The 26,488-nt window shown below is 39.0% G+C and carries 8 protein-coding genes; all 8 read left to right on the forward strand.

All coding sequences use genetic code 11. From position 1 onward, the window contains the following. The first annotated feature begins 127 nt into the window (after positions 1-127). On the forward strand, positions 128-2,263 hold the full coding sequence (locus tag AsAng_RS05575; RefSeq protein WP_264791807.1) for a T9SS type A sorting domain-containing protein: 2,136 nt from the start codon (positions 128-130) through the stop codon (positions 2,261-2,263). Positions 2,264-2,799: 536 nt separating this feature from the next. Beyond that, the gene (locus tag AsAng_RS05580) at positions 2,800-4,221 is read left to right on the forward strand and encodes an MBOAT family O-acyltransferase (protein WP_264791808.1); all 1,422 of its coding nucleotides are present in this window, start codon (positions 2,800-2,802) and stop codon (positions 4,219-4,221) included. A gap of 5 nt (positions 4,222-4,226) precedes the next feature. After that, the gene (locus tag AsAng_RS05585; RefSeq protein WP_264791809.1) at positions 4,227-5,516 is read left to right on the forward strand and encodes an alginate O-acetyltransferase AlgX-related protein; all 1,290 of its coding nucleotides are present in this window, start codon (positions 4,227-4,229) and stop codon (positions 5,514-5,516) included. Between the two features lie 137 nt (positions 5,517-5,653). Next, positions 5,654-7,051: a T9SS type A sorting domain-containing protein gene (locus AsAng_RS05590; RefSeq protein ID WP_264791810.1), complete on the forward strand. Its 1,398-nt coding sequence runs from the start codon at positions 5,654-5,656 to the stop codon at positions 7,049-7,051. A gap of 411 nt (positions 7,052-7,462) precedes the next feature. Next, a complete protein-coding gene (locus tag AsAng_RS05595; RefSeq protein WP_264791811.1) occupies positions 7,463-15,511 on the forward strand; it encodes a cadherin-like domain-containing protein in 8,049 nt (2,682 codons plus the stop codon). A 637-nt stretch (positions 15,512-16,148) separates the two neighbouring features. Continuing rightward, a complete protein-coding gene (locus AsAng_RS05600) occupies positions 16,149-23,468 on the forward strand; it encodes a cadherin-like domain-containing protein (RefSeq protein WP_264791812.1) in 7,320 nt (2,439 codons plus the stop codon). 557 nt (positions 23,469-24,025) lie between these two features. After that, positions 24,026-24,445 carry a hypothetical protein gene (locus AsAng_RS05605; protein ID WP_264791813.1) on the forward strand — a complete coding sequence of 140 codons (420 nt, stop codon included), beginning with the start codon at positions 24,026-24,028 and terminating at the stop codon, positions 24,443-24,445. Positions 24,446-24,473: 28 nt separating this feature from the next. After that, positions 24,474-26,480 (forward strand): PEP/pyruvate-binding domain-containing protein, encoded by a 2,007-nt coding sequence (locus AsAng_RS05610; RefSeq protein WP_264791814.1) that lies wholly within the window; start codon positions 24,474-24,476, stop codon positions 26,478-26,480. Positions 26,481-26,488: the final 8 nt, after the last annotated feature.

A 26,488-nucleotide genomic window follows, 5' to 3' on the forward strand; every position in this document is an offset into this window, starting at 1 on the left:
TACACGTATTATTTAGTAGGTGTAATTGCGAATACACCAAATGATAATTGGAAATAGTACATATTTTTGCGAATTCATTATTTAATTTATATTAAAGTACAAATCTATTATGGTTAAAATTAATCTTATGCGTTTGTCTGCATTAGTAATTGCCTGCTTTTTTGCAGTAGGAACTACTAACGCGCAGACTAAAGTTTGGGGAGTTGGCTCAGGTACAGGTGTAGCTGAAGCTGAGTTCCAAAACAACTTTGTACAGGCAGGTACTTTTGCTGCTGGTGACAATGCAACTGCTTGGACAGCTCTTTCTATTAACCAAAGTACTGGTGCCGTTACTCCTGGTGCTGCATATTGGACTAGAAACTTAACTGGATATTCTCAAGGAGCTTATTGGAGTGGAACTACTCCTGTAGCGTCTCCATCTCAAGCTAATGGTGTCGCTATTTTTGATTCTGACTTTTTGGATAATGGTGGTGTAGCTGGTGCATTTGGTACTGGTACTGCTCCTACTGACCATAGAGGAGAGTTGATTTCACCTAGAATTGACCTTTCTGGTTATATGGACTCTGCTTTGGTAATTCAATTCTACGCACTTTACAGAGATTTCCAAATTGGAGAACTATCTGTTGCTGTTTCTGTAGATGACGGACAAACTTGGGCTGCAACTGAAGATTTCAGATCTGCAATTCCTGATTTGACTCAAGGTAATGCTCGTGTTTTGTTTGCTGGTGTTACTGCTGGTGTAGCTAACTTATCTCAGTGTCGTATCAAATTTGTTTTTGACGGAAATTATTACTTTGCATTGGTAGATGACGTTACTATTGAAGTAGCTCCTACTTATGATATTTCTATGGGTGGACCAGAGCCAGGTGTTAATACATTGACTGGTAGTGGTGACAATGCAAAAATTGGTGGTAACCGATACAATGCATTAGACAATATCGTTCATGCTAATGATTTGAGAGAATGGTTCTGGGGTGGTAAAGTAACCAACTTTGGTGCTGTTGATATTGTTCCTCAAGATTCTGCTGCTATGTACGTTAGTATTGACTTTACAGATGCTGTAACAGGTGCTACTACTGCTGGTGTTTATTTGGATACTGTATACATGGATAGTACAATCAAAGCTGGTGATGCAGCTGGTGTAACAGAACTAAACTACTTAAAAGACATTGCGTTTATCAATACGCATGGTGCTGGTGATTATACTGTAACTTATTGGGCTTCTCACAAGAATGCAGATGGCAATAATAATAACGATACTACAAGACACGTCTTTACTATCACAGATGGTGGTGGAGCATTGGGTAACTACATGTCTAAAGTTAGAGTAGATGCTACAGATGGTGGTGTTAGAGCTACTTCTGGTACTTTCCCTGGTGGTGGACCTTTCTCTGCTTGGGAGTTTGGATCTGTTTTCTTCTTCCCTAGAGGTGCTAGTGACACAGTTTCAATTGATTCTGTTTCTTTCCGTTACCGTTTGACCAATGGTTTCTCTGGTGCTGCTACTCAAACTTTGTTCTGTAACATTTATCAAATGGATGCATCTGCTAGTTACCGTTTGAATGATGCTGCTTTGTTGACTCAAGTTGGTGTAGCTCCTGTAACTTTGAGTGGTTTAGGTTCTACTGTAGCTGCTGGTGATTATGGTTTAACTACTATCTCTGGTTTTGTAGATGCTAGTTCTGGTGGTGCTATGGCTCCATTGGTTGATAATGGATTCTACTATGTTTCTATTTTGACTAGTCCTTCTTTGACTGGAGGTTCTGCTACATTTGATTCTGATGATGTGCCATGGTATGGTAGCGAAGATGGTAGCAACTACTATATGAATGCTGCTATGACAAGAGTTGATTCTGTAATCAACCCATCTCCTCTAAGTGTTACGGACAATGCTGGTACTGCTACTTGGTACTGGACTGGGTTCTCTAGCGGTAGTATTCCTTCTTTAGGTTTATTCTTAGGTGTTAAACCTGTAAACCCTGTATCTGTTTCTACTGTATGGGAAACTGAAGGTGCTAACTTAAGCGTTTATCCTAATCCAGCTCGTGAAGTATTGAACATTCACTTTACTTTGGAAGAAGCTGATGATGTTATGTATATCGTAACAGATGTAGCTGGTCGTGTAATTAATGTAACTGAAAGCGGTAATGTAACAAACGATACTTATGTTCTAGATGTATCTAACTTGCCTGCTGGTGTTTATATGGTTACTGCTAAAACTAGCAAAGGAACAAGTTCTACTGAGCGTTTCATCGTTAAGTAATACTTTTTCTAAGTAATCAAAAAAGGGACAACTCCGAATTGGAGTTGTCCTTTTTTTATTGTTGCTATTTAGCAACTTAATCGATTAGCCATCTATTAATAATTTTAAAGTATTAGTTTCTTGTTGCTTCCTATTTTCTATAGTAATAATATTTCATTATAGTTTATTAGGAATAATAAGAAGGCTTTTTAGGATTAATGAAAAAATAAATACATGCATTTAAAAACTATTTGTTTTGTTAGTACAACATAATATTTTAGCTACCTTTGGCTCCATGAAAAATGCTTGGACAGCCTAAATTTTAGCTACTACTTATTGCTTTTTTAAAGTCGCAGTAAATCAAGGTTTTATTTAACAGATAGTAAGTGGTGTAATAATTTTTAGTGATGATTTAGGGGGAATAGCAATCACAAACGACCTATAAAGAATAAGTTTGGGCAGAAGGATAGGAGTACCATTTATCCAATCTATTTTACCCACCAATAACTCCCACAAAAGCTTGCAGATTCATTTATTCTACGAACAAAAATGTAATAATGGTATTTAGTTCAACAATATTTATCTTTTTATTTTTACCAATTGTTTTATGTTTACATTCTGTATTAAAAGACCAATATCGGAATTTATTTCTTCTGTTTGCTAGCCTTTTTTTTTATGCTTGGGGAGAACAGATTTTAGTGTTGTTAATGATTGGCTCCGTTTGCCTTAATTATATCGTAGGAAATTTAATAGAGTTCTATCAGAGACAAGGACGAGAGAAGGTAGCTAAGTGGGTTCTTGGATCAGGAGTTGCAATCAACCTTTTAATATTAGGCTATTATAAGTATATCCATTTTTTAGTCGAAATTTTGACCGATCTTGGATTTACTATTAACGCAGATCTTTCTGGTATCACGCTTCCAATTGGTATTTCGTTTTTTACTTTTCAGGGGATTTCATACCTCATTGATGTCCATAGAAAAACCGTAGAAAGTCAAAAAAGTTTGATCAATTTAGGGATGTATATTTCATTGTTTCCACAGCTTATTGCGGGGCCAATTGTTCGGTATGCAGATATTACCAAAGAAATTGAAAGTCGAAAAATAACAACCGATTTATTTAAAGAAGGAATTTCTAGATTTATTATAGGACTTTCTAAAAAGATATTTATTGCCAATAATGTTGGGTTAATTGCAGATTTAGTGTTTGCTATTCCTGCTAATGATTTACCAACCTCTTTGACTTGGATTGGTATTTTGTGTTATACCTTGCAGATTTACTATGATTTTTCAGGTTATTCGGATATGGCAATAGGGTTGGGTAAAATGTTTGGGTTTAATTTTAAGGAAAATTTTGAACACCCTTACTGCTCAAAGTCTGTTCGGGAATTTTGGCGAAGGTGGCATATCTCATTGTCATCTTGGTTTCGAGATTATTTATATATCCCTCTAGGAGGAAATAGAAAGGGGAATTATCGCACCTATATCAATTTGATACTTGTATTTTTTGCCACAGGACTTTGGCATGGAGCAAGCTGGAATTTTATTGTTTGGGGCTTCTTTCATGGTTTCTTTTTAATTGCAGAGAAAATAACCCCATTTCAATTACCTGCTAAACTTCAATTTTTGAAGCGAGTCTACCTGCTTTTTGTTGTGATGATAGGTTGGGTATTTTTCCGTGCAGAAAACCTAACTTACGCCTTAGATTACATGGCAAAGATGTTTTCGTTTGTCGGAGGAGAAATGAGCGACAATAGCCCTTTTGAGAGTTTGGATGTATGGAAGTATATCGCTATTGGACTAGGGATTTTATTTTCTATTCCTTTGCGACAATTTATAGAAGAAAAAATAAAAACCTTTACGGGCAATAGCGCTTGGTTTGTTCTTTTTAAGGAATTACTTTATCTATTGGTTTTTGTCTGTGCAATTATCGAATTGGCACAAGCAACCTATAATCCATTTATTTATTTTAGATTTTAATAACGATGAAAAGGAGCATAATACCCTTTATAACTGCTGGATTGGTTTTTGTAGCGACTATTTTTTTTCTAAATCAGATGGTAGCGCCCTTTAGCTTGCAAGCGCTAAAAACAAAAATATTTACCTGTTTAATGGCGGCCACTTTTTCTATTGCGACCTTTTTGACACTTTACTTAAAAGAAGTTAAACTAGAACAGTTGAGGTCTAATTTATACATTGTTCTTTTCTTTGTTATTATACTAAGTCCAGAATTTGTAAAGCAGTTCAATCTAGAAAAGAAGATAGTGATTGACGAAAAGAGAACCTTAGCAGAAAAACCAGCCTTTACCTTTACCAAAGATTATCCTCAAAAATATGAAGCTTATTACAATGATAATTTTGGTCTGCGTTCTAACATTATTAGTTTTACCAACAAAGTGAAGATGTCTTTTTTTAGCAGTTCTATCAATAATGAGCTGGTTAAATTTGGAGGCGATGGATTTCTTTTTTTGGCGTCAGCATATGCCATAGAAGAAAGTTATACGAATACTAACCTATTGTCACCAGAGGAGCTAGAAGCTGTCTATCAGTTGATGCTGGCTAGAAAGACGAAGTTGAACGAACAAGGAATTACTTTTGTGCAAGGGTATTGGCCCAATAAACATACTGTGTACAGAGATGAATTGCCGAGTGCTATGAAGCAGAAAATAAAAAATGATCAATCGCTCGCCAATCAAGTAATAAGCTATTTTGCAGAGAGAGGCTTAACTTTTTTGGATGTTAGCGAGGAGTTGTTAGCAGCTAAAAAAGGAACACAACTATATCAAAAATTTGATACGCATTGGAATTTAGATGGCGCTTTTGTCGCTTATCAGGCTTTTTGCAAAAAAACATTTGCCGAATTGGGCTTAACGGCTTTTAAGAAAGAAGATTTTACTATTAAATATAAAGAAACAAGGAGGGGCGATTTGGTTTATATGTTAGGGATGGATGAGTTTCCAGGGTATTATGATGAATTGCCTACCTACACAACTAAAGACAACCGTTTATCCTATGTATTTATGGATGCAAGTTCTTTTCCCGAAAGAACAATAATAACAGTGAATGAAAATTGCAAAAACAAGCAAGTCGCCTTAGTTTTTAGAGATTCGTATGGGAAAAACCTAATTCCCTTCTTGTCACTTCATTATCATAAAGTAGTCTATATAAAATACTCGGATAAGCCTTATTTTAATGAAGAAATGATTGCGAGAGTTCAACCAGATGTAGTCATGTCTTTGGGCTTAGAACGTTACCTGAGTTTGGTCTTAAAATAAAAAAGCATACCAATGATTTAAAGAAAGTGGCTTTTGTTAAAACTTTAGTGGAATTAGGAAACATAAAGTTAAAAAAATACATTTGGAGATAGTTAGGTGTTTTATTTCTCAAGTATTCATTAACTAAAATCCAAGCCATGAAAAAGTTGATAGTATCCATTTTGCTTTTTATGATTAACTATTCTATCCTATTAGCAACCCATAATAGGGCGGGATCCATGACTTATCGACAGCTTTCAGGTTTAACGTATGAGATTTCTATCATTACCTATACAGGACTTATTGGAGGGAATGCGCCAAGTTTAGATGTTGATTGGGGAGATGGAGTAATCGAAACGGTTTATCGAACAAGCTATTCGATATTACAAGGCATGGCAATACAAAAGAACATTTATACCTATACGCATACCTACCAATCTTATGATAATTACACGATCTCCATACAAGACCCCAATAGGAATGATGCGATTTTAAATATTAATAATGGCACTTCGATTAATATTCCATTTTATTTAGAATCTACCTTGTTCCTATCCAATGGAGGGTATAATAATTCCGCAGAATATTTGACGGTGCCAATATTGGAGGCAGAAGCAGGAAAGCCATTTAGATATAGCCTCGCAGCAATGGATATGGATGGAGATATTTTAACGTATGAATTGGTTACTCCAAAATCAGCTATTGGTCTTGATGTACCCAATTATTTTATTCCAGATACAACCTCTTTATATTATTTGAATGGTGAATTGCAGTGGGCTACCCCTCAAAACATAGGTGCTTACACCTTTGCTATCAAGGTAAAGGAATACAGAAATAATATCTTAGTGGGGACAACATTAGTTGATTTTCAACTGAATGTTGTTCCTCCTGTTAACGGGGCTGAATTTGTAGGAAATACTAGTTGGTTGGTGGATGCCAACCATCATTATAGTTACCAACTTTCTCCTTTTGATACCTTACAGTTGTCTTTATTGTATAGAGATACCATTGCTACCACCATTGATTTAGAGGCTTATAGCGAAACATTGATGAATGGAAATCAAGCTACTTTTATCCAAACACAAACTGGAACATCTTTTATCGCAAAAGAATACACTTGGATTCCTAATACAACTCATGCTAGGTGCGCTCCCTATCTTCTTACATTTAGAGGGCATTCTACTACTAATCAAATAATATCCAAAGATTTAACGGTAATGATTTGGGTTCGAGATTCTTCTTTGGCTTATTGTGAGGGGCTTATTAACCAATTGAACATACCAATTCATCAAATTGAAAGCCCTTTAGAAGAGCTATTAATCCATGTTTATCCGAATCCATTTACAGATAAAACTACTATTGCAATTGAAAATAGACGAGAGAATGAAGAAGTAACTTTTCAGCTTTTTGATGTTTTGGGAAACCAAATTTTTTACGATCAAATTAATGGAGAGACCTATACTTTAAGGAGGAATAGACTGGTTGCTGGCTTGTATTTCTACCGAATTGAGGATGCCTTAGGAAATAGCAAAGTAGGAAAAATTCGGATAAATTAAGATACAATATACCAAACCAATATTATGAGTTCTCTCTCTTTTTAGATTATTGTTAATCTATTAAGAAAGCAGCAGATACTACCCCAGAAGTTTGAAAAATTTATAACCAAAATATACTTATTTTTAATAAAGGCAAGAATATGCTTCTTTTAGGCAAGAATTTTATTGATTTTTAATAAAAAAAAATCTTATATTGCAATTATCGTTTATCTTGATATAATATAATGCAAAAGGTATATTTTGTTGAAATATAATTATTATTAAGATTCTGGTAGATAGAAGCTCCTCTCTCGAAGCTTCTAGATATAATAGAAGGCCCCAAGTATATTCCTATTTTTTAGTGTGTTAAGATGAAGATAGTCTATTGTAATGAACTATCGCATCCATTTTTTTACTTTAAAATATGTATATATGTTGGGATATAGACAATTTTTTATTGGATTGTTGAGCTTATTTTTTTCATTTGAGAGCTTGAGTCAAACCTCAATTTCTGGCGTTGTGAATAGCTATACAAATGTAAGTTCAATTAATCTATCTACTTGCGAAAGCTCTATTACAGTAGGTGATGCCTCTTTATTTGCCCCAGGGGATAGGGCACTTATCATTCAGATGAAAGGAGCTAATATTGATCAGACAAACACAGCTTCTTTTGGATCAATAACAAATTATAATAGTGCAGGTCTGTACGAATTTTTTACCATTATTGAAGTTAATACAGGAACCAATACCATTGTAACAGGCAGTTTTAACAATAGCTATGATCCAGCGGGTGTCGTACAGTTGGTTCGTGTTCCCAATTATGATGATGTAACCATCAATGGAACCTTGACAGGACAAGCATGGAATGGTACAACAGGGGGGATTGTTGCAATTTATGCGAGTGGAACCGTAAGTTTAGGAGCGAATATAGATGTAACGCAACAGGGATTTAGAGGTATATCAACTCCTAATTCTCCCTCAATTTGTACGGCAATGGATTATTTTTATCCTGATGCTAGTAATGATGGGGCACACAAAGGAGAGGGCATAGCACTTTCTGATCTTAATTTTTCAAAAGGAAAAGGAGCTTGGTCAAATGCTGGTGGTGGTGGTAATGCCCATAATGCTGGTGGCGGTGGAGGTGGTAATGGAGGAGCAGGAGGTCGTGGAGGCGAACAATGGCAAGGATGTGGCAATACCTTAACAGGTACGAATGCTTTTGCCACAGGAGGAGTAGGTGGACATGCGATGCCAATAGGTCCCTCTTTTAATCGGCTGTTTTTGGGAGGAACAGGAGGATCAGGAGATGCCAACAGTGGTTTTCCTTCTAATAGTACAGAAGGAGGTGGAATTGTAATTATTAGAGCCAATAGTCTAGAGGGAAATGGTTTTAGTATTATATCGGTTGGAGGAACAGTACCTGTGAGTACTAGTGGAGCTATTGATGGCGGTTCTGGAGGAGGAGCAGGAGGGAGTGTTTGTTTGGATTTACAAACCATAGGTGCTACTAGTTTAACAGTGGATGTGCATGGAGGAGATGGTCAAGATATTGATTACAGAGGTGACGATGCCCATGGTCCTGGTGGTGGTGGTGGTGGCGGAATTTTATGGCACAATGTGGGGACATTACCAGGCAATGTAACGGTTAATGCTTCTGGCGGTAGAGAAGGGCGCATGTTACAAACTCCTAATGCTGGTACAACAAATGGAGCATTGGCTGGAGGAAATGGACGAATCATAGCTAGTCTAACACTTCAAGAAATTGATGACAATGATAATGATGGACTGAGTGCAGATTGTGATGTAGATGACGATAACGATGGGATTTTAGATGTGGATGAATGTCCTTGTTTGGGGCAAGAATTAATTAATGGCAGTTTTGAAGATCCAGGGGGCTTTGCTTTTGTCAATGAAAATTCTGTACCTGGCTGGAATACAACAGCATCTGATAACTTGATAGAGTTGTGGAATTCTGGTTTTAATGGAGTGCCATCTTCGGATGGTGGTCATTTTGCAGAATTAAATGGAAATGAAGTATCTTCTTTGTATCAAATCATTTGTACAGAACCTGGTGCTACACTTTCTTGGTCTATTGATCATAGAGGGAGAGCAGGGGTAGATGTAGCCGATTTTAAAATAGGATCATCTGTTGCTTCTGCTGTTTCTCAGCAAATTATGTCGGATGGAACATCAGCTTGGGGAACTTATACAGGAACCTATATTGTTCCTGTTGGTCAAACGAGTACTTTTTTAGTATTTGAATCTATTTCCTCTGTAGGTGGAGCAACCCTTGGAAATTTTCTAGACAATATTCAGGTAGTTCAGACGGGGCAGTGTGATGCTGATGGAGATGGTATTCCCAATCATTTAGACCTAGATTCGGACAATGATGGTATTCCAGACCTAGTAGAAGCAGGTGGTGTTGATGTGGATGGTAATGGACAAGTAGATGGCAATATAGATGCAGATAACGATGGGCTAATTGATCTTTATGATGCTTCTGTAGTTAGTACTACGAATGTTACTAATACATCGGGTGATGATTGTCAAACGGTAGGAAGTCCAGCACACACATTGAGTTTTACTTCTGGAACAACAGATGCTTCAAGCAATGTTACCTTGACTTTTTCCGTGACAGGGGCATATGGAATTAATTCGGCTACTTTTACACTTACAGGTGAAGGAGCTACTAATTTAGGTACCTTTAGTCGACTGAATTCAGATAATGCTACTTATCCAGATTGTGGTGTGCCTGCTATGAATTTTAGTATAACAATTTCTCAAGCTAACTGGAATTTATGGAACGATGATGGAACTGTAGTGATTAATTATCAGGCAAATGCTGATGTTGCATCAGGTTTTTGTACTAATTCTTCTTGTATTTCGAATGTTGCAGCCAATTATCAAATTACCAATGTTGTATCTTCTGGAAATAATATAGCCAATAGTGACAGTGATGGCGATGGCATCTTGGATGTCTTAGATTTGGATTCGGATAACGATGGAATACCAGATGTGGTAGAAGCAGGCGGCACCGATGTAGATGGAGACGGTCTAGCAGATAACTTTGCCGATACGGATGGCGATGGCTTTAACGATGCGGTAGATGGCGATGTCGGGAACGATGGGACAGCAGAAAATAGCAGTGATGCTTTGGTCTTGACAGGAGTAGATACGGATAATGATGGCGCTCCTGATTCTTATTCCTCAGGAGATACCGATGGAGATGGGATCATGGATCAGTTGGATTTGGATGGCGATAACGATGGCATACCAGATGTGGTAGAAGCAGGCGGCACAGATGCAGATGGAGATGGTCTAGCAGATAACTTTGCCGATACCGATGGCGATGGTTTTAACGATGTGGTAGATGGCGATGTCGGGAATGATGGTACGGCAGAGAATATAGCAGATGTTTTGGTTTTAACAGGAGCCGATACCAATGGAGATGGTGCCCCAGATACTTATGCAAGAGGAGATTTGGATGGCGATGGTATTCTAAATCAATTTGATTTGGATGCGGACAACGATGGTATTTTAGATGTAGAAGAAGCAGGCGGAATAGATGCCAATAGAGATGGAATAGCGGATGGTTTTGTGGATACCGACGGAGATGGTTTTAATGATGTAGTAGATGGCGACGTCGGGAACGATGGCACGGCAGAGAATACAGCAAATGCGACCACGGTAACAGGAGCAGATGGAAATGGAGATGGAAGACCAGATACCTATCCCAATGATAATACAGATGGAGACAATAATTATAACTTCTTGGATATAGATGCGGATAACGATGGAATCGTAGACAATACAGAAGGACAGGCAACGGCTTCTTACCTTGCCCCAGCAGGGACAGATGCGGATGGAGATGGGATAGACGATGCTTATGACAATGACGATGCAAACTTTGGCGGAGCAGGTTCAGGGATCGTACCTAATAATGCCGATGGAGTAGACAATCCCGATTATTTGGACTTGGATAGTGACAATGACGGAGAGTTGGATGAACTAGAGGGGCACGATACAAATGGAGATGGCTTAGTAGATGGCACAGATAGCCCCAATGCGAATACAGGTTTATCAGGAGGAACAACAGATACAGATGGAGATGGCTTGTTGGATGGTTATGATAACAATACAGCAAGTACAGATGCCACTAATACCAATTTGAATCCCAATAGTCATCCTGACGCAGATGGTCAAAATTCTGAACGAGATTGGAGAGAGGCACTAGATACGGATCAAGATGGTGTCGCTGATATAGTAGATTTAGATGATGATAATGATGGAATTTTGGATGTGGATGAAGGGCATTGTTTTTCTGCTCCTGTAGATCTAATTAATGGAACAGTGGATGTTACTAGATCGGGTTATGCTTTATCATCTGATTTCGATTATGTAGCAGCACAGGGAGGAAGCCCTTCTCCACTTGCGCCAGAGGTTTTCTTAAATGCTTATGATTCTTTAGGAGGAGCGGGGAATTTTAATTACTCATTTCCTAACCCAACGAATATTTATGCAGATGCGAGTGGACTAGTTAGTATTTCATTTTATTACTATGATAATATAGGAGGTTCAACAGGAACCTATCTAACTAGTTTTCCATTTAATTTAATAACATCATCGGGAACAATTAATGGAACATTAGATATTTCAGGTGATGCTGCAACACTTGATGGGGGAAATTGGGTTTACAAAACAATAACTTACGCAGTGCCTCCAAACGCTGTAGTAACCTTGATTGGGTTTACTACTCAAATGGAAGGAAATTCTAGTGGTTATAATGCTGTATTTAATCCTGTAAATACAGAGGTTTATGCTATTGCATTGGAACCAATTATTGCTTGTGCGGGAGATATTGATACAGATGGAGACGGTATACCGAATCATCTAGACCTAGATTCAGACAACGACGGCATAGCAGATATAGTAGAAGCAGGAGGAGTGGATACAAATGGTGATGGTGTAGTAGATAATTATACGGATACGGATAACGATGGTCTAAGCGATGAATACGATGTAGACAATGGGGGGACTGCGATAGCGAATAGTGACAGTGATGGCGATGGCATCTTGGATGTCTTAGATTTGGATTCGGATAACGATGGAATACCAGATGTGGTAGAAGCAGGCGGCACGGATGAAAATGGAGACGGTCTAGCAGATAACTTTGCCGATACCGATGGAGATGGTTTTAACGATGTGGTAGATGGCGATGTCGGGAACGATGGGACAGCAGAAAATAGCAGTGATGCTTTGGTCTTGACAGGAGCAGATACGGATAATGATGGCGCTCCTAATTCGTATCCCTCAGGAGATACCGATGGAGATGGGATTATAAATCAGTTGGATTTGGATGGCGATAACGATGGTATTCCAGATGTGGTAGAAGCAGGTGGCACAGATGCAGATGGAGATGGTCTAGCAGATAACTTTGCCGATACCGATGGCGATGGTTTTAACGATGTGGTAGATGGCGATGTCGGGAATGATGGTACGGCAGAGAATATAGCAGATGTTTTGGTTTTAACAGGAGCCGATACCAATGGAGATGGTGCCCCAGATACTTATGCAAGAGGAGATTTGGATGGCGATGGTATTCTAAATCAATTTGATTTGGATGCGGACAACGATGGTATTTTAGATGTAGAGGAAGCAGGCGGAATAGATGCCAATAGAGATGGAATAGCGGATGGTTTTGTGGATACCGACGGAGATGGTTTTAACGATGTGGTAGATGGCGATGTTGGAAACGATGGCACGGCAGAGAATACAGCGAATGCAACGACTGTAACAGGAGCAGATGGAAATGGAGATGGAAGACCAGATACTTATCCAAACGATAACCAAGATGGAGACAACAATTACAACTTCTTGGATATAGATGCGGACAACGATGGAATCGTAGACAATACAGAAGGGCAAGCAACGGCTTCTTACCTTGCCCCAGCAGGGACAGATGCGGATGGAGATGGGATAGACGATGCTTACGACAATGACGATGCAAACTTTGGTGGAGCAGGATCAGGGATCGTACCCAACAATGCGGATGGAGTAGACAATCCCGATTATTTGGACTTGGATAGTGATAATGATGGTTTGTTAGATAATCTAGAGGGACACGATACGAATGGAGATGGTCTAGTAGATGGCACAGATAGTCCAAATGCGAATACAGGTTTATCAGGAGGAGCAACAGATGCGGATGGAGATGGCTTGTTGGATGGTTATGATAACAATACAGCAAGTACAGATGCCACGAACACGAACTTAAATGGGAATAGTCATCCAGATGTAACCAATGGGGTAACGATAGAGCGGGATTGGCGAGAAGGAAATACAACTTATGCAGCGAATGACATCAATACGACACCAATTAATGAGACGGCAAGTTGTAATGTCTTAACCAACGATTGGGATCATGAAAACAATACGCAAGTATTGACCGGTAACATAACAATAGATACAGATGGAGATGGCGTACCAGAAACAGCCAATGGATTGGGAACAGGAGTGACGGTAGGAGGAGTGAATGAAGATGGGACAGCTAATAACAATGCAGGTACCTTGACGCAAAATTCAGATGGGACGTATACATTTATACCCACAGCAAATTTTGTAGGAGAGGTACGCTATAGTTATCAAGTATGTGATAATGGGAGTCCTCAAGCTTGTGAGGAAGCATTGGTAACAATAGATGTAGAGCCCTTGCCAACCACCGATAATGGAGAATTGGCACTGGCACCAGATGCGAATGTCACCTATGACGATTTAGCAGTAAGTGGTCAAGTTTTGTCGAATGACAACGATCCAGATGGGGATAACATCACTGTGACTGGGACAATTAATATAGACACAGATGGAGATGGAGTAGTAGATGGTACAGCAGGATTGGGAGTAGGAACAACCATAGCAGGAGTGGATCAAAATGGAGCAGCAGTGACCAATGCAGGCACCTTGACGCAAAATGCGGATGGAAGTTATACCTTTGATCCCGTAGCAGGTTTTGTAGGAGAGGTTGTTTATGAGTATACGGCTTGTGATGATGGCGTGCCTATGAGTTGTGAAACAACAACGGTGACAATACATGTATTACCATCAGTGTACAACAGTACAAATGCAATCGATGATGAGGAGTTTTTAGACAAAGGAACGACCTTGACGGCAAATGTGTTGGACAACGATAATGATGTAGAAGGAGATAGCCAAATCGGAGGGGTAAGTTTGGTGAGTGGAGCAAGCCAAGGTACGGTGACTTTAAATCCAGATGGGAGTTATACGTATAGCCCAACTGATCCCAATTTTAGTGGGAACGATGAGTTTGTGTATAGCATCTGTGATGATGGAACGCCTAAAGCATGTGATACCGCAACGGTTTATCTGACAATCTTGGATGTTAATAAGGACTATGGAGATGCGCCAGCAGCCTACGGAGTAGCCTATCATAGAGCAATGAGGGATGGAAATGTGGATAATGTACTGGATGGTGGAACAGATGTTTGGTTGGGTAGCAATACCGATTTTGAAAATGCAAGTTCAGCTTCGGGGACAGATAATTTTGACGATGGAATTAGTTTTGGAACAGGGGCAGGAGCGTTTCCAACATCTGTGCTGGCAAATCAGGTATTCAATTTAGATATTACCGTGAACTCGGCAGTGGCAGATAATGTATTTTATGGTTTGTGGATCGATTGGAACGCCGATGGGATTTACGATGACTTTTACAATGGTTCGGTAGCGACAGCGAGTCCAACAACAACAACGGTTGCCGTAACAGTTCCAGCTACCTATCAGAGTACTCAAACGGTAAACGTACGTTTAAGAGCCGATGACGATGCTTTTGCTGTGGGAGATTTTTCAGGAGGAAGAACCAATGGTGAGGTAGAGGATTATCAAGCCCTAATCGTAGATTTGCCCGTCGAATTATTAACTTTTACAGCTAAATTAAAAGGAAAGAATACAGGACAATTGAATTGGGCAACAGCAACGGAGCTAAATAATGCAGGTTATGAAGTAGAGCAGGCTTTGCCAACAACAGGAGTGCCTGTCTTTAATCCGATTGGTTATGTAGAAGGAGCAGGAACGACCATTCAGGCTCAACATTATCAGTATGAAGTGCCGAATTTAGTAGCAGGGGTCCATTATTTCCGCCTGAAGCAAGTAGATTTTGATGGAACGTATGCTTATTCAAATATTCGTGCACTGAATGTAGAAGCGCCATTGGTACAAAAGCTATTTCCAACGCTTTTGCAGGAAGGAAGCAGTACGATTTATATACAAATGGCAAAAGACGATGATTACAAAATAGAAATCCTAACAGCGTTGGGGCAAGTGGTAGAGGAACGTCGTATACGCCTTCAAGCAAGTGCTTATTATGAAATGGAAGTTGATCTGGCGCATTATGTGTCAGGGGTGTATGTGGTTCGTGTGAGTGACGGCACAGGAACTTATACAGAAAAAATACGAATAAATAACCAGTAGTATACTCCATTCAGCAATGTTGAATTAGTAGATGGGAGGTAGAATACCTAGAACTAGGCTTTGTCAAGATTATGGAGAAAAAGACAGAACCGCTCTAATGGAGTTGGTTCTGTTTTTTATTTTATAAATTATACTGGGCTTATTCTTGGGTTGTATAGTAGTGTTTTATGTAGTATATATTATCTAATATTTGTTTTTTATTTATTTTAGTGCTATCATTGTAATACAGTACTTTATATATTAAGGAATAATGAGATAAGGTAGTGTATAATAACACTTAGGGAATGTGGATTTTTGCCCCAAAAAAAATCCTTTTAAAGTAAAAACTTAAAAACCATATTGAACACTTTTGCTCCTTGTATTTTAAGCAGGAAAAATTACTTTATCAATGTCTGAAACCTAAAAATGCGATGATTTAGCATTTAATAGATGGTTATAAGACCAATTAATCTTAAGTATCATTTCTTTTACACAACTAGAGTATTCTAGTTGAATACCCCTAACAAATTTATAAAAAAACAATAGGATTTAACGCTAAAGCTGCACGGCAGCTTTAGGCTTTTATGTTTATAAGCCTAATTTGAATTGAAGTCTTTGAACGATATCCAATTCTTTTTTTTTAATAAAAATATTAATTATGGGAGTTTTTTTACAATTTAAACAACAATGGCTCACTGCGTGCATGATTTTGTTGCTTTTGGGACAGGGGCTGTTCTCATTTGCACAATGTGCAGGTACATTGACCTCAACCTTAGATTGGTCTGATTTTAAAGTTGCTCCGCTTACAGGAGAAAATGCCTATTTTACGATCGCTTCTAATATAAGTAATGGAGGCCTTGCCGTAAATTATAATGTAACAGATTTATATGGGATTAGTGATAACCGTAGTAGTTCAATTATTAGTTCTACTTTTGGAGGGGTAAATGACCAATATATCTTATATCAGAATGCGAATAACGTTAGTGAGCAATCACAACATTGTTTTCAGTTTAATCAGGCTATCGATTTTACAGTAACATTAACAGATATAGATTCAATTGATGGGAGTTACCAAGATTCTATAGTCATTTTGGGATACAATAATGGTACATTGGTAGATATTACACCTGCAGATGTTAGTTTTAATGCTTCTTTTGTTTCTTTTAATGATGCAACCAATAGCTTTGTAGGGCTAAATAATGTAGGGAGCTCTAGTTCAGATGGGAATGTAACAATTACATTTCCTAGTCCTATTACAGAATTTTGTGTAATATATAGGAATGGGGCTGGAGTAGTTTCTAACCCAGGCAATCAACTTGTTGGAATTTCCGATTTTGCTATGACCTTCGCTGATAACGATTGTGATGGTATTGGAGATGCAGGAGATCTTGATGCAGATAATGATGGTATTGCAGATGTGAATGAGCAATCTTGTATTGCTAATCAGGATACAATAGATTGGTCTGATTTTAAAGGTGCGTTAGTTTCAGGGCAAACTAACTATTATCAGATTGCTACGCCTGTCACAACAAACGATGGAAATGGTTTAGTTGCGTCTATGTATAATCCTTTTAATATATCAGAGGCAAGTGGAAGGAATGGTTCTATTTCCTCTGGCACATTTGGAGGTATTTCAGATCAATATTTTATGTATCATGATAATACGAGCCAAGAACAAATGGCTATACATTGTTTTAAATTATCCGACACCTTAAGCAATTTAACGTTTACGTTGACGGATATTGATGTAAATGATTTATCTAATCCTAGTACCAATTCTTGGTTAGATAGTATCGTTGTTATGGGGTATCAGTTTGGTAAACCAGTAGATATTACGATTGCAGATGTTAGCTTCAATGCTAGTTTTGTTGATTTTGATGATGCAACGAATAGTTTTAGTGGCTTGCAGAGTGTGGCTTCTACTTCTTCGGATGCTAATGTAACCATTACTTTTCCTGAAGGGGTAAATGAAATTTGTATAAAATATGGGCATGGTCTTGCTGTACAAGCTGATCCTGGAGCAAATATAGTAGGCATTTCGGATTTTACCTTTACTAAAAATGACTGTAACTTAGATACAGATGGAGATGGGGTTCCTAATCATTTGGATTTGGATTCAGATAATGATGGTATTCCTGATTTGGTAGAGGTAGGTGGAGTAGACACCAATGGGGATGGCGTGGTAGATGCTATCGTAGATGTGGATGGAGATGGTTTGACAGATGGTTATGATTCCAATTCTAACACATTAAATACTGCTAGCACGGTTGGAGACTGTTCAGGAACAGTTGTTGGCTACAATCATAATGTAGCACTAGCTGTTGCTACTATAGATGCTGTTGATGACCCTGTTGTTACATTTTGCCTAGAAGGTGATTATGGAAATGGTTCAACTGAAATGATAGAAGTTTATGGAGAAGATGCTGTTTTAATCGCTTCTTTTACAAAGCATTCTTCTAATAACCCTGCTTATGGTGATTGTGGAAGTCCTGCTGTTTGTTTTAAAGTGACGATTCCTTTAGCGTCTTGGAATTTATGGAATGATGATGGATCTGTTAGCATGCGATTTACTCCAACAGCGGATGTGAATTTTTGTACGGATTATTCTTGTCTAGGAACGGTTTCTGTTGAATATATGACACCCAATGCTAATAATACAGCCCTTGTATTAAAGGATGCAGATAATGATGGTGTACCCAATCATTTAGATTTGGATGGCGATAACGATGGCATTCCAGATGTGGTAGAAGCAGGAGGCACGGATGCAGATGGAGACGGTCTAGCAGATAACTTTGCCGATATAGATGGCGATGGTTTTAACGATGTGGTAGATGGCGATGTCGGAAACGATGGTACGGCAGAGAATACGGCAAATGCGACCACGGTAACAGGAGCCGATACCAATGGAGATGGTGCCCCCGATTCTTATCCAAACGACGATTTAGATGGCGATGGTATTCTAAATCAATTTGATTTGGATGCGGACAATGATGGTATATTAGATGTAGAGGAAGCAGGCGGAATAGATGCCAATAGAGATGGAATAGCGGATGGTTTTGTGGATACCGACGGAGATGGTTTTAATGATGCTGTAGATGGGGATGTTGGGAACGATGGCACGGCAGAGAATACAGCAAATGCGACCACGGTAACAGGAGCAGATGGAAATGGAGATGGAAGACCAGATACCTATCCCAATGATAATACAGATGGAGACAGCAATTATAACTTCTTGGATATAGATGCGGATAACGATGGAATCGTAGACAATACAGAAGGACAGGCAACAGCTTCTTACCTTGCCCCAGCAGGGACAGATGCGGATGGAGATGGGATAGACGATGCTTACGACAATGACGATGCAACCTTTGGCGGAGCAGGTTCAGGAATTGTACCCAACAATGCCGATGGAGTAGACAATCCCGATTATTTGGACTTGGATAGTGACAATGACGGAGAGTTGGATGGACTAGAGGGGCACGATACAAATGGAGATGGCTTAGTAGATGGAACGGATAGCCCCAATGCGAATACAGGTTTATCAGGAGGAACAACAGATACCGATGGAGATGGCTTGTTGGATGGTTATGATAACAATACAGCAAGTACAGATGCCACCAATACCAATTTGAACCCTAATAGCCATCCTGATGAAGATGGTCAAAGCTCGGAGCGAGACTGGAGAGAGGCGCTAGATACGGATCAAGATGGTGTGATGGATATCGTAGATTTGGATGACGATAACGATGGAATTTTGGATGTGGATGAAATGGATTGTAGTGGTTTTTCTCTTGATTTGTCTTCGCTCTCTAATGGTACACCAAATATAGTGAATCAATCGATTAATTCTTTGGTGAACTTTAGTGCTACAATAAATGGTAATTCAACAAATATTAGTGTGCCTGCGGGGAATGGTTTAAGTGAGTTATCGATGGGTGTCACAACAACATTAGGTGCAGCAAGGACAGAGTTTATGGAATATAAATTTACATTTAACTATCCTGTCAATATTCGGTTCGAGCAAGGAAACGCAAATGGGTGGTTTGATGATCAAGAAGAGTGGAATATTACAACGTCTTCAAGTACATGGAATGTGACAACTCCAGTCATTACGCATAGTGCTGTGATTGGTAGTCCTGCTGCTGAGTTACAAAATATAGTGGGAAATGGTACCTCTGATGTTACATTTGTTCCAAATGTATCAGGAGGTCATGTTCCTATAGGGACTTCTGAATGGGAGATTACAGGAAATGGCATTAGAGCGTTTACCATTAATTTTATGGAGTCGTTAACAAATGTTTCGTCAGGACTTGGTCAGAAATCTGTTATTCGAATCTCTATTCCTTGTTTACCAAGAGATACGGATTTAGACGGTATACCGAACCATCTAGACCTAGATTCAGACAACGACGGCATAGCAGATATAGTAGAAGCAGGAGGAGTGGATACAAATGGCGATGGCGTAGTAGATAATTATACGGATACGGATAACGATGGTCTAAGCGATGAATACGATGTAGACAATGGGGGAACTGCGATAGCGAATAGTGATAGTGATGGCGATGGCATCTTGGATGTCTTAGATTTGGATTCGGATAACGATGGAATACCAGATGTGGTAGAAGCAGGCGGCACGGATGAAAATGGAGACGGTCTAGCAGATAACTTTGCCGATACCGATGGCGATGGTTTTAACGATGTGGTAGATGGCGATGTCGGAAACGATGGGACAGCAGAAAATAGCAGTGATGCTTTGATCTTGACAGGAGCAGATACGGATAATGATGGCGCTCCTGATTCTTATTCCTCAGGAGATGCAGATGGAGATGGTGTACCCAATCATTTAGATTTGGATGGCGATAACGATGGCATTCCAGATGTGGTAGAAGCAGGAGGCACCGATGCAGATGGAGATGGTCTAGCAGATAACTTTGCCGATACCGATGGCGATGGTTTTAACGATGTGGTAGATGGCGATGTAGGGAATGATGGTACGGCAGAGAATATAGCAGATGTTTTGGTTTTAACAGGAGCTGATACCAATGGAGATGGTGCCCCAGATACTTATGCAAGAGGAGATTTGGATGGAGATGGTATTCTAAATCAATTTGATTTGGATGCGGACAACGATGGTATTTTAGATGTAGAGGAAGCAGGCGGAATAGATGCCAATAGAGATGGAATAGCGGATGGTTTTGTGGATACCGACGGAGATGGTTTTAACGATGGCGTAGATGGCGATGTCGGGAACGATGGCACGGCAGAGAATACAGCAAATGCAATGACTGTAACAGGAGCAGATGGAAATGGAGATGGAAGACCAGATACTTATCCAAACGATAACCAAGATGGAGACAACAATTACAACTTCTTGGATATAGATGCGGACAACGATGGAATCGTAGACAATACAGAAGGACAAGCAACGGCTTCTTACCTTGCCCCAGCAGGGACAGATGCAGATGGAGATGGGATAGACGATGCTTACGACAATGACGATGCAAACTTTGGTGGAGCAGGTTCAGGAATTGTACCCAATAATGCGGATGGAGTAGACAATCCCGATTATTTGGACTTGGATAGTGATAATGATGGTTTATTAGATAATCTAGAGGGGCACGATACGAATGGAGATGGTCTAGTAGATGGCACAGATAGTCCAAATGCGAATACAGGTTTATCAGGAGGAGCAACAGATGCGGATGGAGACGGCTTGTTGGATGGTTATGATAACAATACAGCAAGTACGGATGCCACCAATACCAATTTGAATCCCAATAGTCATCCAGATGCAACCAATGGGGTAACGATAGAGCGGGATTGGCGAGAAGGAAATACAACTTATGCAGCGAATGACATCAATACGACACCAATTAATGAGACGGCAAGTGGTAATGTCTTAACCAACGATTGGGATCATGAAAACAATACGCAAGTATTGACAGGTAACATAACAATAGATACAGATGGAGATGGCGTACCAGAAACAGCCAATGGATTGGGAACAGGAGTGACGGTAGGAGGAGTAAATGAAGATGGGACAGCTAATAACAATGCAGGCACTTTGACGCAAAATTCAGATGGGACGTATACATTTGTCCCCACAGCAAATTTTGTAGGAGAGGTACGCTATAGTTATCAAGTATGTGATAACGGGAGTCCTCAAGCTTGTGAGGAAGCATTGGTAACAATAGATGTAGAGCCCTTGCCAACCACTGATAATGGAGAATTGGCACTGGCACCAGATGCGAATGTCACCTATGACGATTTAGCCGTAAGTGGTCAAGTTTTGTCGAATGACAACGATCCAGATGGGGATAACATCACTGTAACAGGGACAATCAATATAGACACAGATGGAGATGGAGTAGTAGATGGTACAGTAGGATTGGGAGTAGGAACAACCATAGCGGGAGTGGATCAAAATGGAGCAGCAGTGACCAATGCAGGCACCTTGACGCAAAATGCGGATGGAAGTTATACCTTTGATCCTGTAGCAGGTTTTGTAGGAGAGGTTGTTTATGAGTATACGGCTTGTGATGATGGCGTGCCTATGAGCTGTGAAACAACAACGGTGACAATACATGTATTACCATCAGTGTACAACAGTACAAATGCAATCGATGATGAGGAGTTTTTAGACAAAGGGACGACCTTAACGGCAAATGTGTTGGACAACGATAGTGATGTAGAAGGAGATAGCCAAATCGGAGGGGTAAGTTTGGTGAGTGGAGCAAGCCAAGGTACGGTGACTTTAAATCCAGATGGGAGTTATACGTATAGCCCAACCGATCCCAATTTTAGTGGGAATGATGAGTTTGTGTATAGCATCTGTGATGATGGAACGCCGAAAGCATGTGATACCGCAACGGTTTATCTGACGATCTTGGATGTTAATAAGGACTATGGAGATGCGCCAGCAGCCTACGGAGTAGCCTACCATAGAGCAATAAGAGATGGAAATGCGGATAATGTACTGGATGGTGGAACAGATGTTTGGTTGGGTAGCAATACCGATTTTGAAAATACAAGTTCAGCTTTGGGGACAGATAATTTTGACGATGGAATTAGTTTTGGAACAGGGTCTGGAGCGTTTCCAACATCTGTGTTGGCAAATCAGGTATTCAATTTAGATATTACCGTGAACTCGGCAGTGGCAGATAATGTATTTTATGGTTTGTGGATCGATTGGAATGCCGATGGGATTTACGATGACTTTTACAATGGTTCGGTAGCGACAGCGAGTCCAACAACAACAACGGTTGCCGTAACAGTTCCAGCTACCTATCAGAGTACTCAAACGGTAAACGTACGTTTAAGAGCCGATGACGATGCTTTTGCTGTGGGAGATTTTTCAGGAGGAAGAACGAATGGTGAGGTAGAGGATTATCAAGCCCTAATCGTAGATTTGCCCGTCGAATTATTAACTTTTACAGCTAAATTAAAAGGAAAGAATATAGGACAATTGAATTGGGCAACAGCAACGGAGCTAAATAATGCAGGTTATGAAGTAGAACAGGCTTTGCCAACAACAGGAGTGCCCGTCTTTAATCCGATTGGTTATGTAGAAGGAGCAGGAACGACCATTCAGGCTCAACATTATCAGTATGAAGTGCCGAATTTAGTAGCAGGGGTCCATTATTTCCGCTTGAAACAAGTAGATTTTGATGGAACGTATGCTTATTCAAATATTCGTGCACTGAATGTAGAAGCGCCATTGGTACAAAAGCTATTCCCAACGCTTTTGCAGGAAGGACGTAGTACCGTTTATATCCAATTGGCAAAAGACGATGATTACAAAATAGAAATCCTAACAGCGTTGGGGCAAGTGGTAGAGGAACGTCGTATAAGCCTTCAAGCAAGTGCTTATTATGAAATGGAAGTTGATCTGGCTCGTTATGCGTCAGGGGTGTATTGGGTTCGTGTAAGCAATGGTCTTAGTGCTTATACTAAAAAAATACGGATAAATTATGAATAGTTTATTAACCATTCTAAAATAAAATTGTAGCAAAGAAACAGGACAAACTCTAATTAGGGATTGTCCTGTATTTGTTTTAGGAGGGGGGGGAGATGCTTCGCCTTGGGAATCGATCTGAAATCATTTGAATATGTATTGTTCTTTTTATTATATTGAAATGCTTTTTTTTATAAAACTCAAGATAAAAGTGGGGGAATGTGTGTTTTTTTTACGTTTAAAATACTATCTTCTGTCCTTGTAATGAAGTATCGCTAATGATGCCACTTTATTACTAAACATTACTCCGTTGAAAAATCGTATTCGATTATTACATTAGTGCTACGCAGTTGATTATTAAAACGATGAATTTTTGCTGTTCAAAGTATTAGTTATTTGGTAATCAATCGAATACAAGATGTTTTTTTGCTTTTTTACAAAAAAAGCAAAAAACTATCTCACGAGTGTAACGAGCTAATTAACGAAGTATTAACTAAAAAAATCAATGCTTGAACTCAACCTATTAATTGTTGAGCGCAAAGAAATAGTACTAGTAACCCCACAATTAAAAATATAAGACGATGGAATGTAAGACCAAAGAAATAACGGTAACCCTTATACAAGATCAGATTGTAAAAACAGCGGTTAATGAAAATATTACAGAGTTAACCTTAGAAGGAGTAGACGAGGTTATTGCCGCAACCAATAAGGTTTATTTATCCAATGATAAACCTAAAGTTGCGCTCATTTGTGCGCCTTCATTTTATATAAAAAAGGATGTATTAAAAGGTTATGCTGCCAATAGGGAAGTTGAGGCTTTGGCTGTTGCTATTGTAACGCCTTCTTTTGGTTCTCAAATCATGGGAAATTTATTGCTGACACTCCGAGGGAGAGTTTTGGCTTTGAGTAATGATAAAATTGAACCGTCTAAAGTTTTTAGGGATGAAAAAAAAGCAATCAAGTGGTTGTTAGGGCATCTTGGAGTAGCAGAAGAACGTTAAAATGAGAATAAATTCTTACCGTAGATCTATGAAAAAAGATAGCTTTTTAATTCATTGCTTTTTTATTAGCCTCTTTTTTTGTGGTAAAATTTTGGCTCAAAATGAGTATAACGCAAAGGATTATCAGTTTATTTCTTATGATAAAATTCCTACTTGGAAAGTAATTGTAGCAGATTGGGATCAATCAGAACCTTCTGTCCACCTATTTGATACAGAGCGATACAAGGGACATGGCAATTATGTTTGTTATGGAATGAAAACAGGACTTAGGTTTCCTCAATTTAAGGAGTTGGTAAGGCATCCTAGCCATCGTGTTTATTTACCTGTTTTTTTGTATGATTTAAGAAAGATGCCTATGGTGATTGAGGGAGAAACATATACTTGGGCGGTTCGATTAGAGCATTATGATTATACCGATGATCCTTATTCTATGGAGCAAACTTTTGTTCGTTTGATGAAAACCATGGAAAAATACATTAGAAAGCAGGCAGGTAATATAGGAAGGGGAATTGCCCTATTAGCAAGTTCCTCAGCAGCCTTGCCAAATAAAACAATTCGTAAAGGATTAGAACAGCAAGGATACCAAACAATGGCATTGTATGAATTAATTGCTGCCTTGGAAAAGTCCCCCCAAGAAGCAATAACTCCAACAAAAAATAAAGAACAATCATTTGCTGCCAAATTATTAAATACAGGAATAGCTGTTGGTTATCTTAAATGGATAAAAACAGGGGAGGAAAATAAGGTGACCAGCAATTTTAAAAATATCTTACTTTACGAAAGCCTTCCTTATCGTGTCCCAATTGCGAATGGAATTATTACAATAGAACCACAGACACCACTTTCTCATATTAATTTATTAGCAAAAAATAGAGGAACAATAAACGCTTATTTGCAGGCTAAATTGCCACAAGATTTTTTGCAAAAATATGGCAATAAATTGGTGAAAATCATCGCTAAAAAAGAAAATGGAAAGGATGCTTTGGAGATCGAATTAATTTCAGAACGAGAGGCACAAGAACACTGGAAAAACCAACGCAAATTAAGGGTCAAGATTCCTAAGCCTGATTTGTCAGTAGCTTCTTTTTCGCACTTTGAATTAGGGGCTCGTACGGTACAAACCGTAAATTGCATTGGGGCAAAGGCTGCCAATTATGCTTGGCTACAGCATGAATTACCTGAATATACTCGTCCTGGTTTTGCCATCCCTTTTTATTTTTATTTCAAAACGGTTAAAAGCTGTGGAGCAGATCAGTTAATTGAATCCTTATTAAAGGATCAGTTCAAACTTTCTTCGAAAGCGCTTAACAAAAGGTTAGAAAGTATACGAAATAGAATTTTAACGGCAAGTCTAGATGAACGCATTTATAGAGAATTAGAATTGATTGGCGAAAAATATTACAAAGGAAAGCGTGTGCGTCTTCGAAGCTCTACTAATTGTGAAGATTTGGCAGATTTTAATGGTGCAGGTTTGTATGTTTCTAAGGGCTTTCAACAAGGTTGTGAACGAAAAGTTGTACAAGAAAAAATTTTGAAGGTCTATGCTTCTTTATGGCTTTCAAGAGCCTTTGAAGAACGTGCTTTTTTTGGAATCGATCATAGACAGGCAGCGATGGCTATTTTAATCAATGAGGCTTTTCCTCAAGAATATGCCAATGGTGTTGCCTTAACCATTCCGAATCCAACAGGAACGCCAAGTATTCATATTAATACTCAATATGGAGAGGTTTCTGTGACCAACCCTAAAGATGCTAGCCGCCCAGAAATTATTTATTTTAGACAGTTGGATAGTAAGTGGTATGTGACCGAATCTAAATCTTCTTTGCAGAATATTTTTGTGGATAATCCACTACTCACACCACTTGTTCGGCAATTGCAAAAGGCTTGTGCAGAGATAGACGCTTCTCTGCGCAAAAAACTTATCAATCCAGAAAATTATGGGGTTGATGTAGAGTTCAAAATTATGAAAAAAGGTGCTGTTTTTAAGCTCTATATCAAACAAGCAAGGTTGTTAAATACAGTCTTACCCGAATGATGTTCTAT

This window comes from Aureispira anguillae (assembly GCF_026000115.1).
Lineage (GTDB): Bacteria > Bacteroidota > Bacteroidia > Chitinophagales > Saprospiraceae > Aureispira > Aureispira anguillae.

Bases quoted from the DNA above. Each gene is read 5' to 3' on its own strand.
- AsAng_RS05575 (WP_264791807.1), top strand. From the start codon at position 128: ATGCGTTTGTCTGCATTAGTAATTGCCTGCTTTTTTGCAGTAGGAACT.
- AsAng_RS05580 (WP_264791808.1), top strand. From the start codon at position 2,800: ATGGTATTTAGTTCAACAATATTTATCTTTTTATTTTTACCAATTGTT.
- AsAng_RS05585 (WP_264791809.1), top strand. From the start codon at position 4,227: ATGAAAAGGAGCATAATACCCTTTATAACTGCTGGATTGGTTTTTGTA.
- AsAng_RS05590 (WP_264791810.1), top strand. From the start codon at position 5,654: ATGAAAAAGTTGATAGTATCCATTTTGCTTTTTATGATTAACTATTCT.
- AsAng_RS05595 (WP_264791811.1), top strand. From the start codon at position 7,463: ATGTTGGGATATAGACAATTTTTTATTGGATTGTTGAGCTTATTTTTT.
- AsAng_RS05600 (WP_264791812.1), top strand. From the start codon at position 16,149: ATGGGAGTTTTTTTACAATTTAAACAACAATGGCTCACTGCGTGCATG.
- AsAng_RS05605 (WP_264791813.1), top strand. From the start codon at position 24,026: ATGGAATGTAAGACCAAAGAAATAACGGTAACCCTTATACAAGATCAG.
- AsAng_RS05610 (WP_264791814.1), top strand. From the start codon at position 24,474: ATGAAAAAAGATAGCTTTTTAATTCATTGCTTTTTTATTAGCCTCTTT.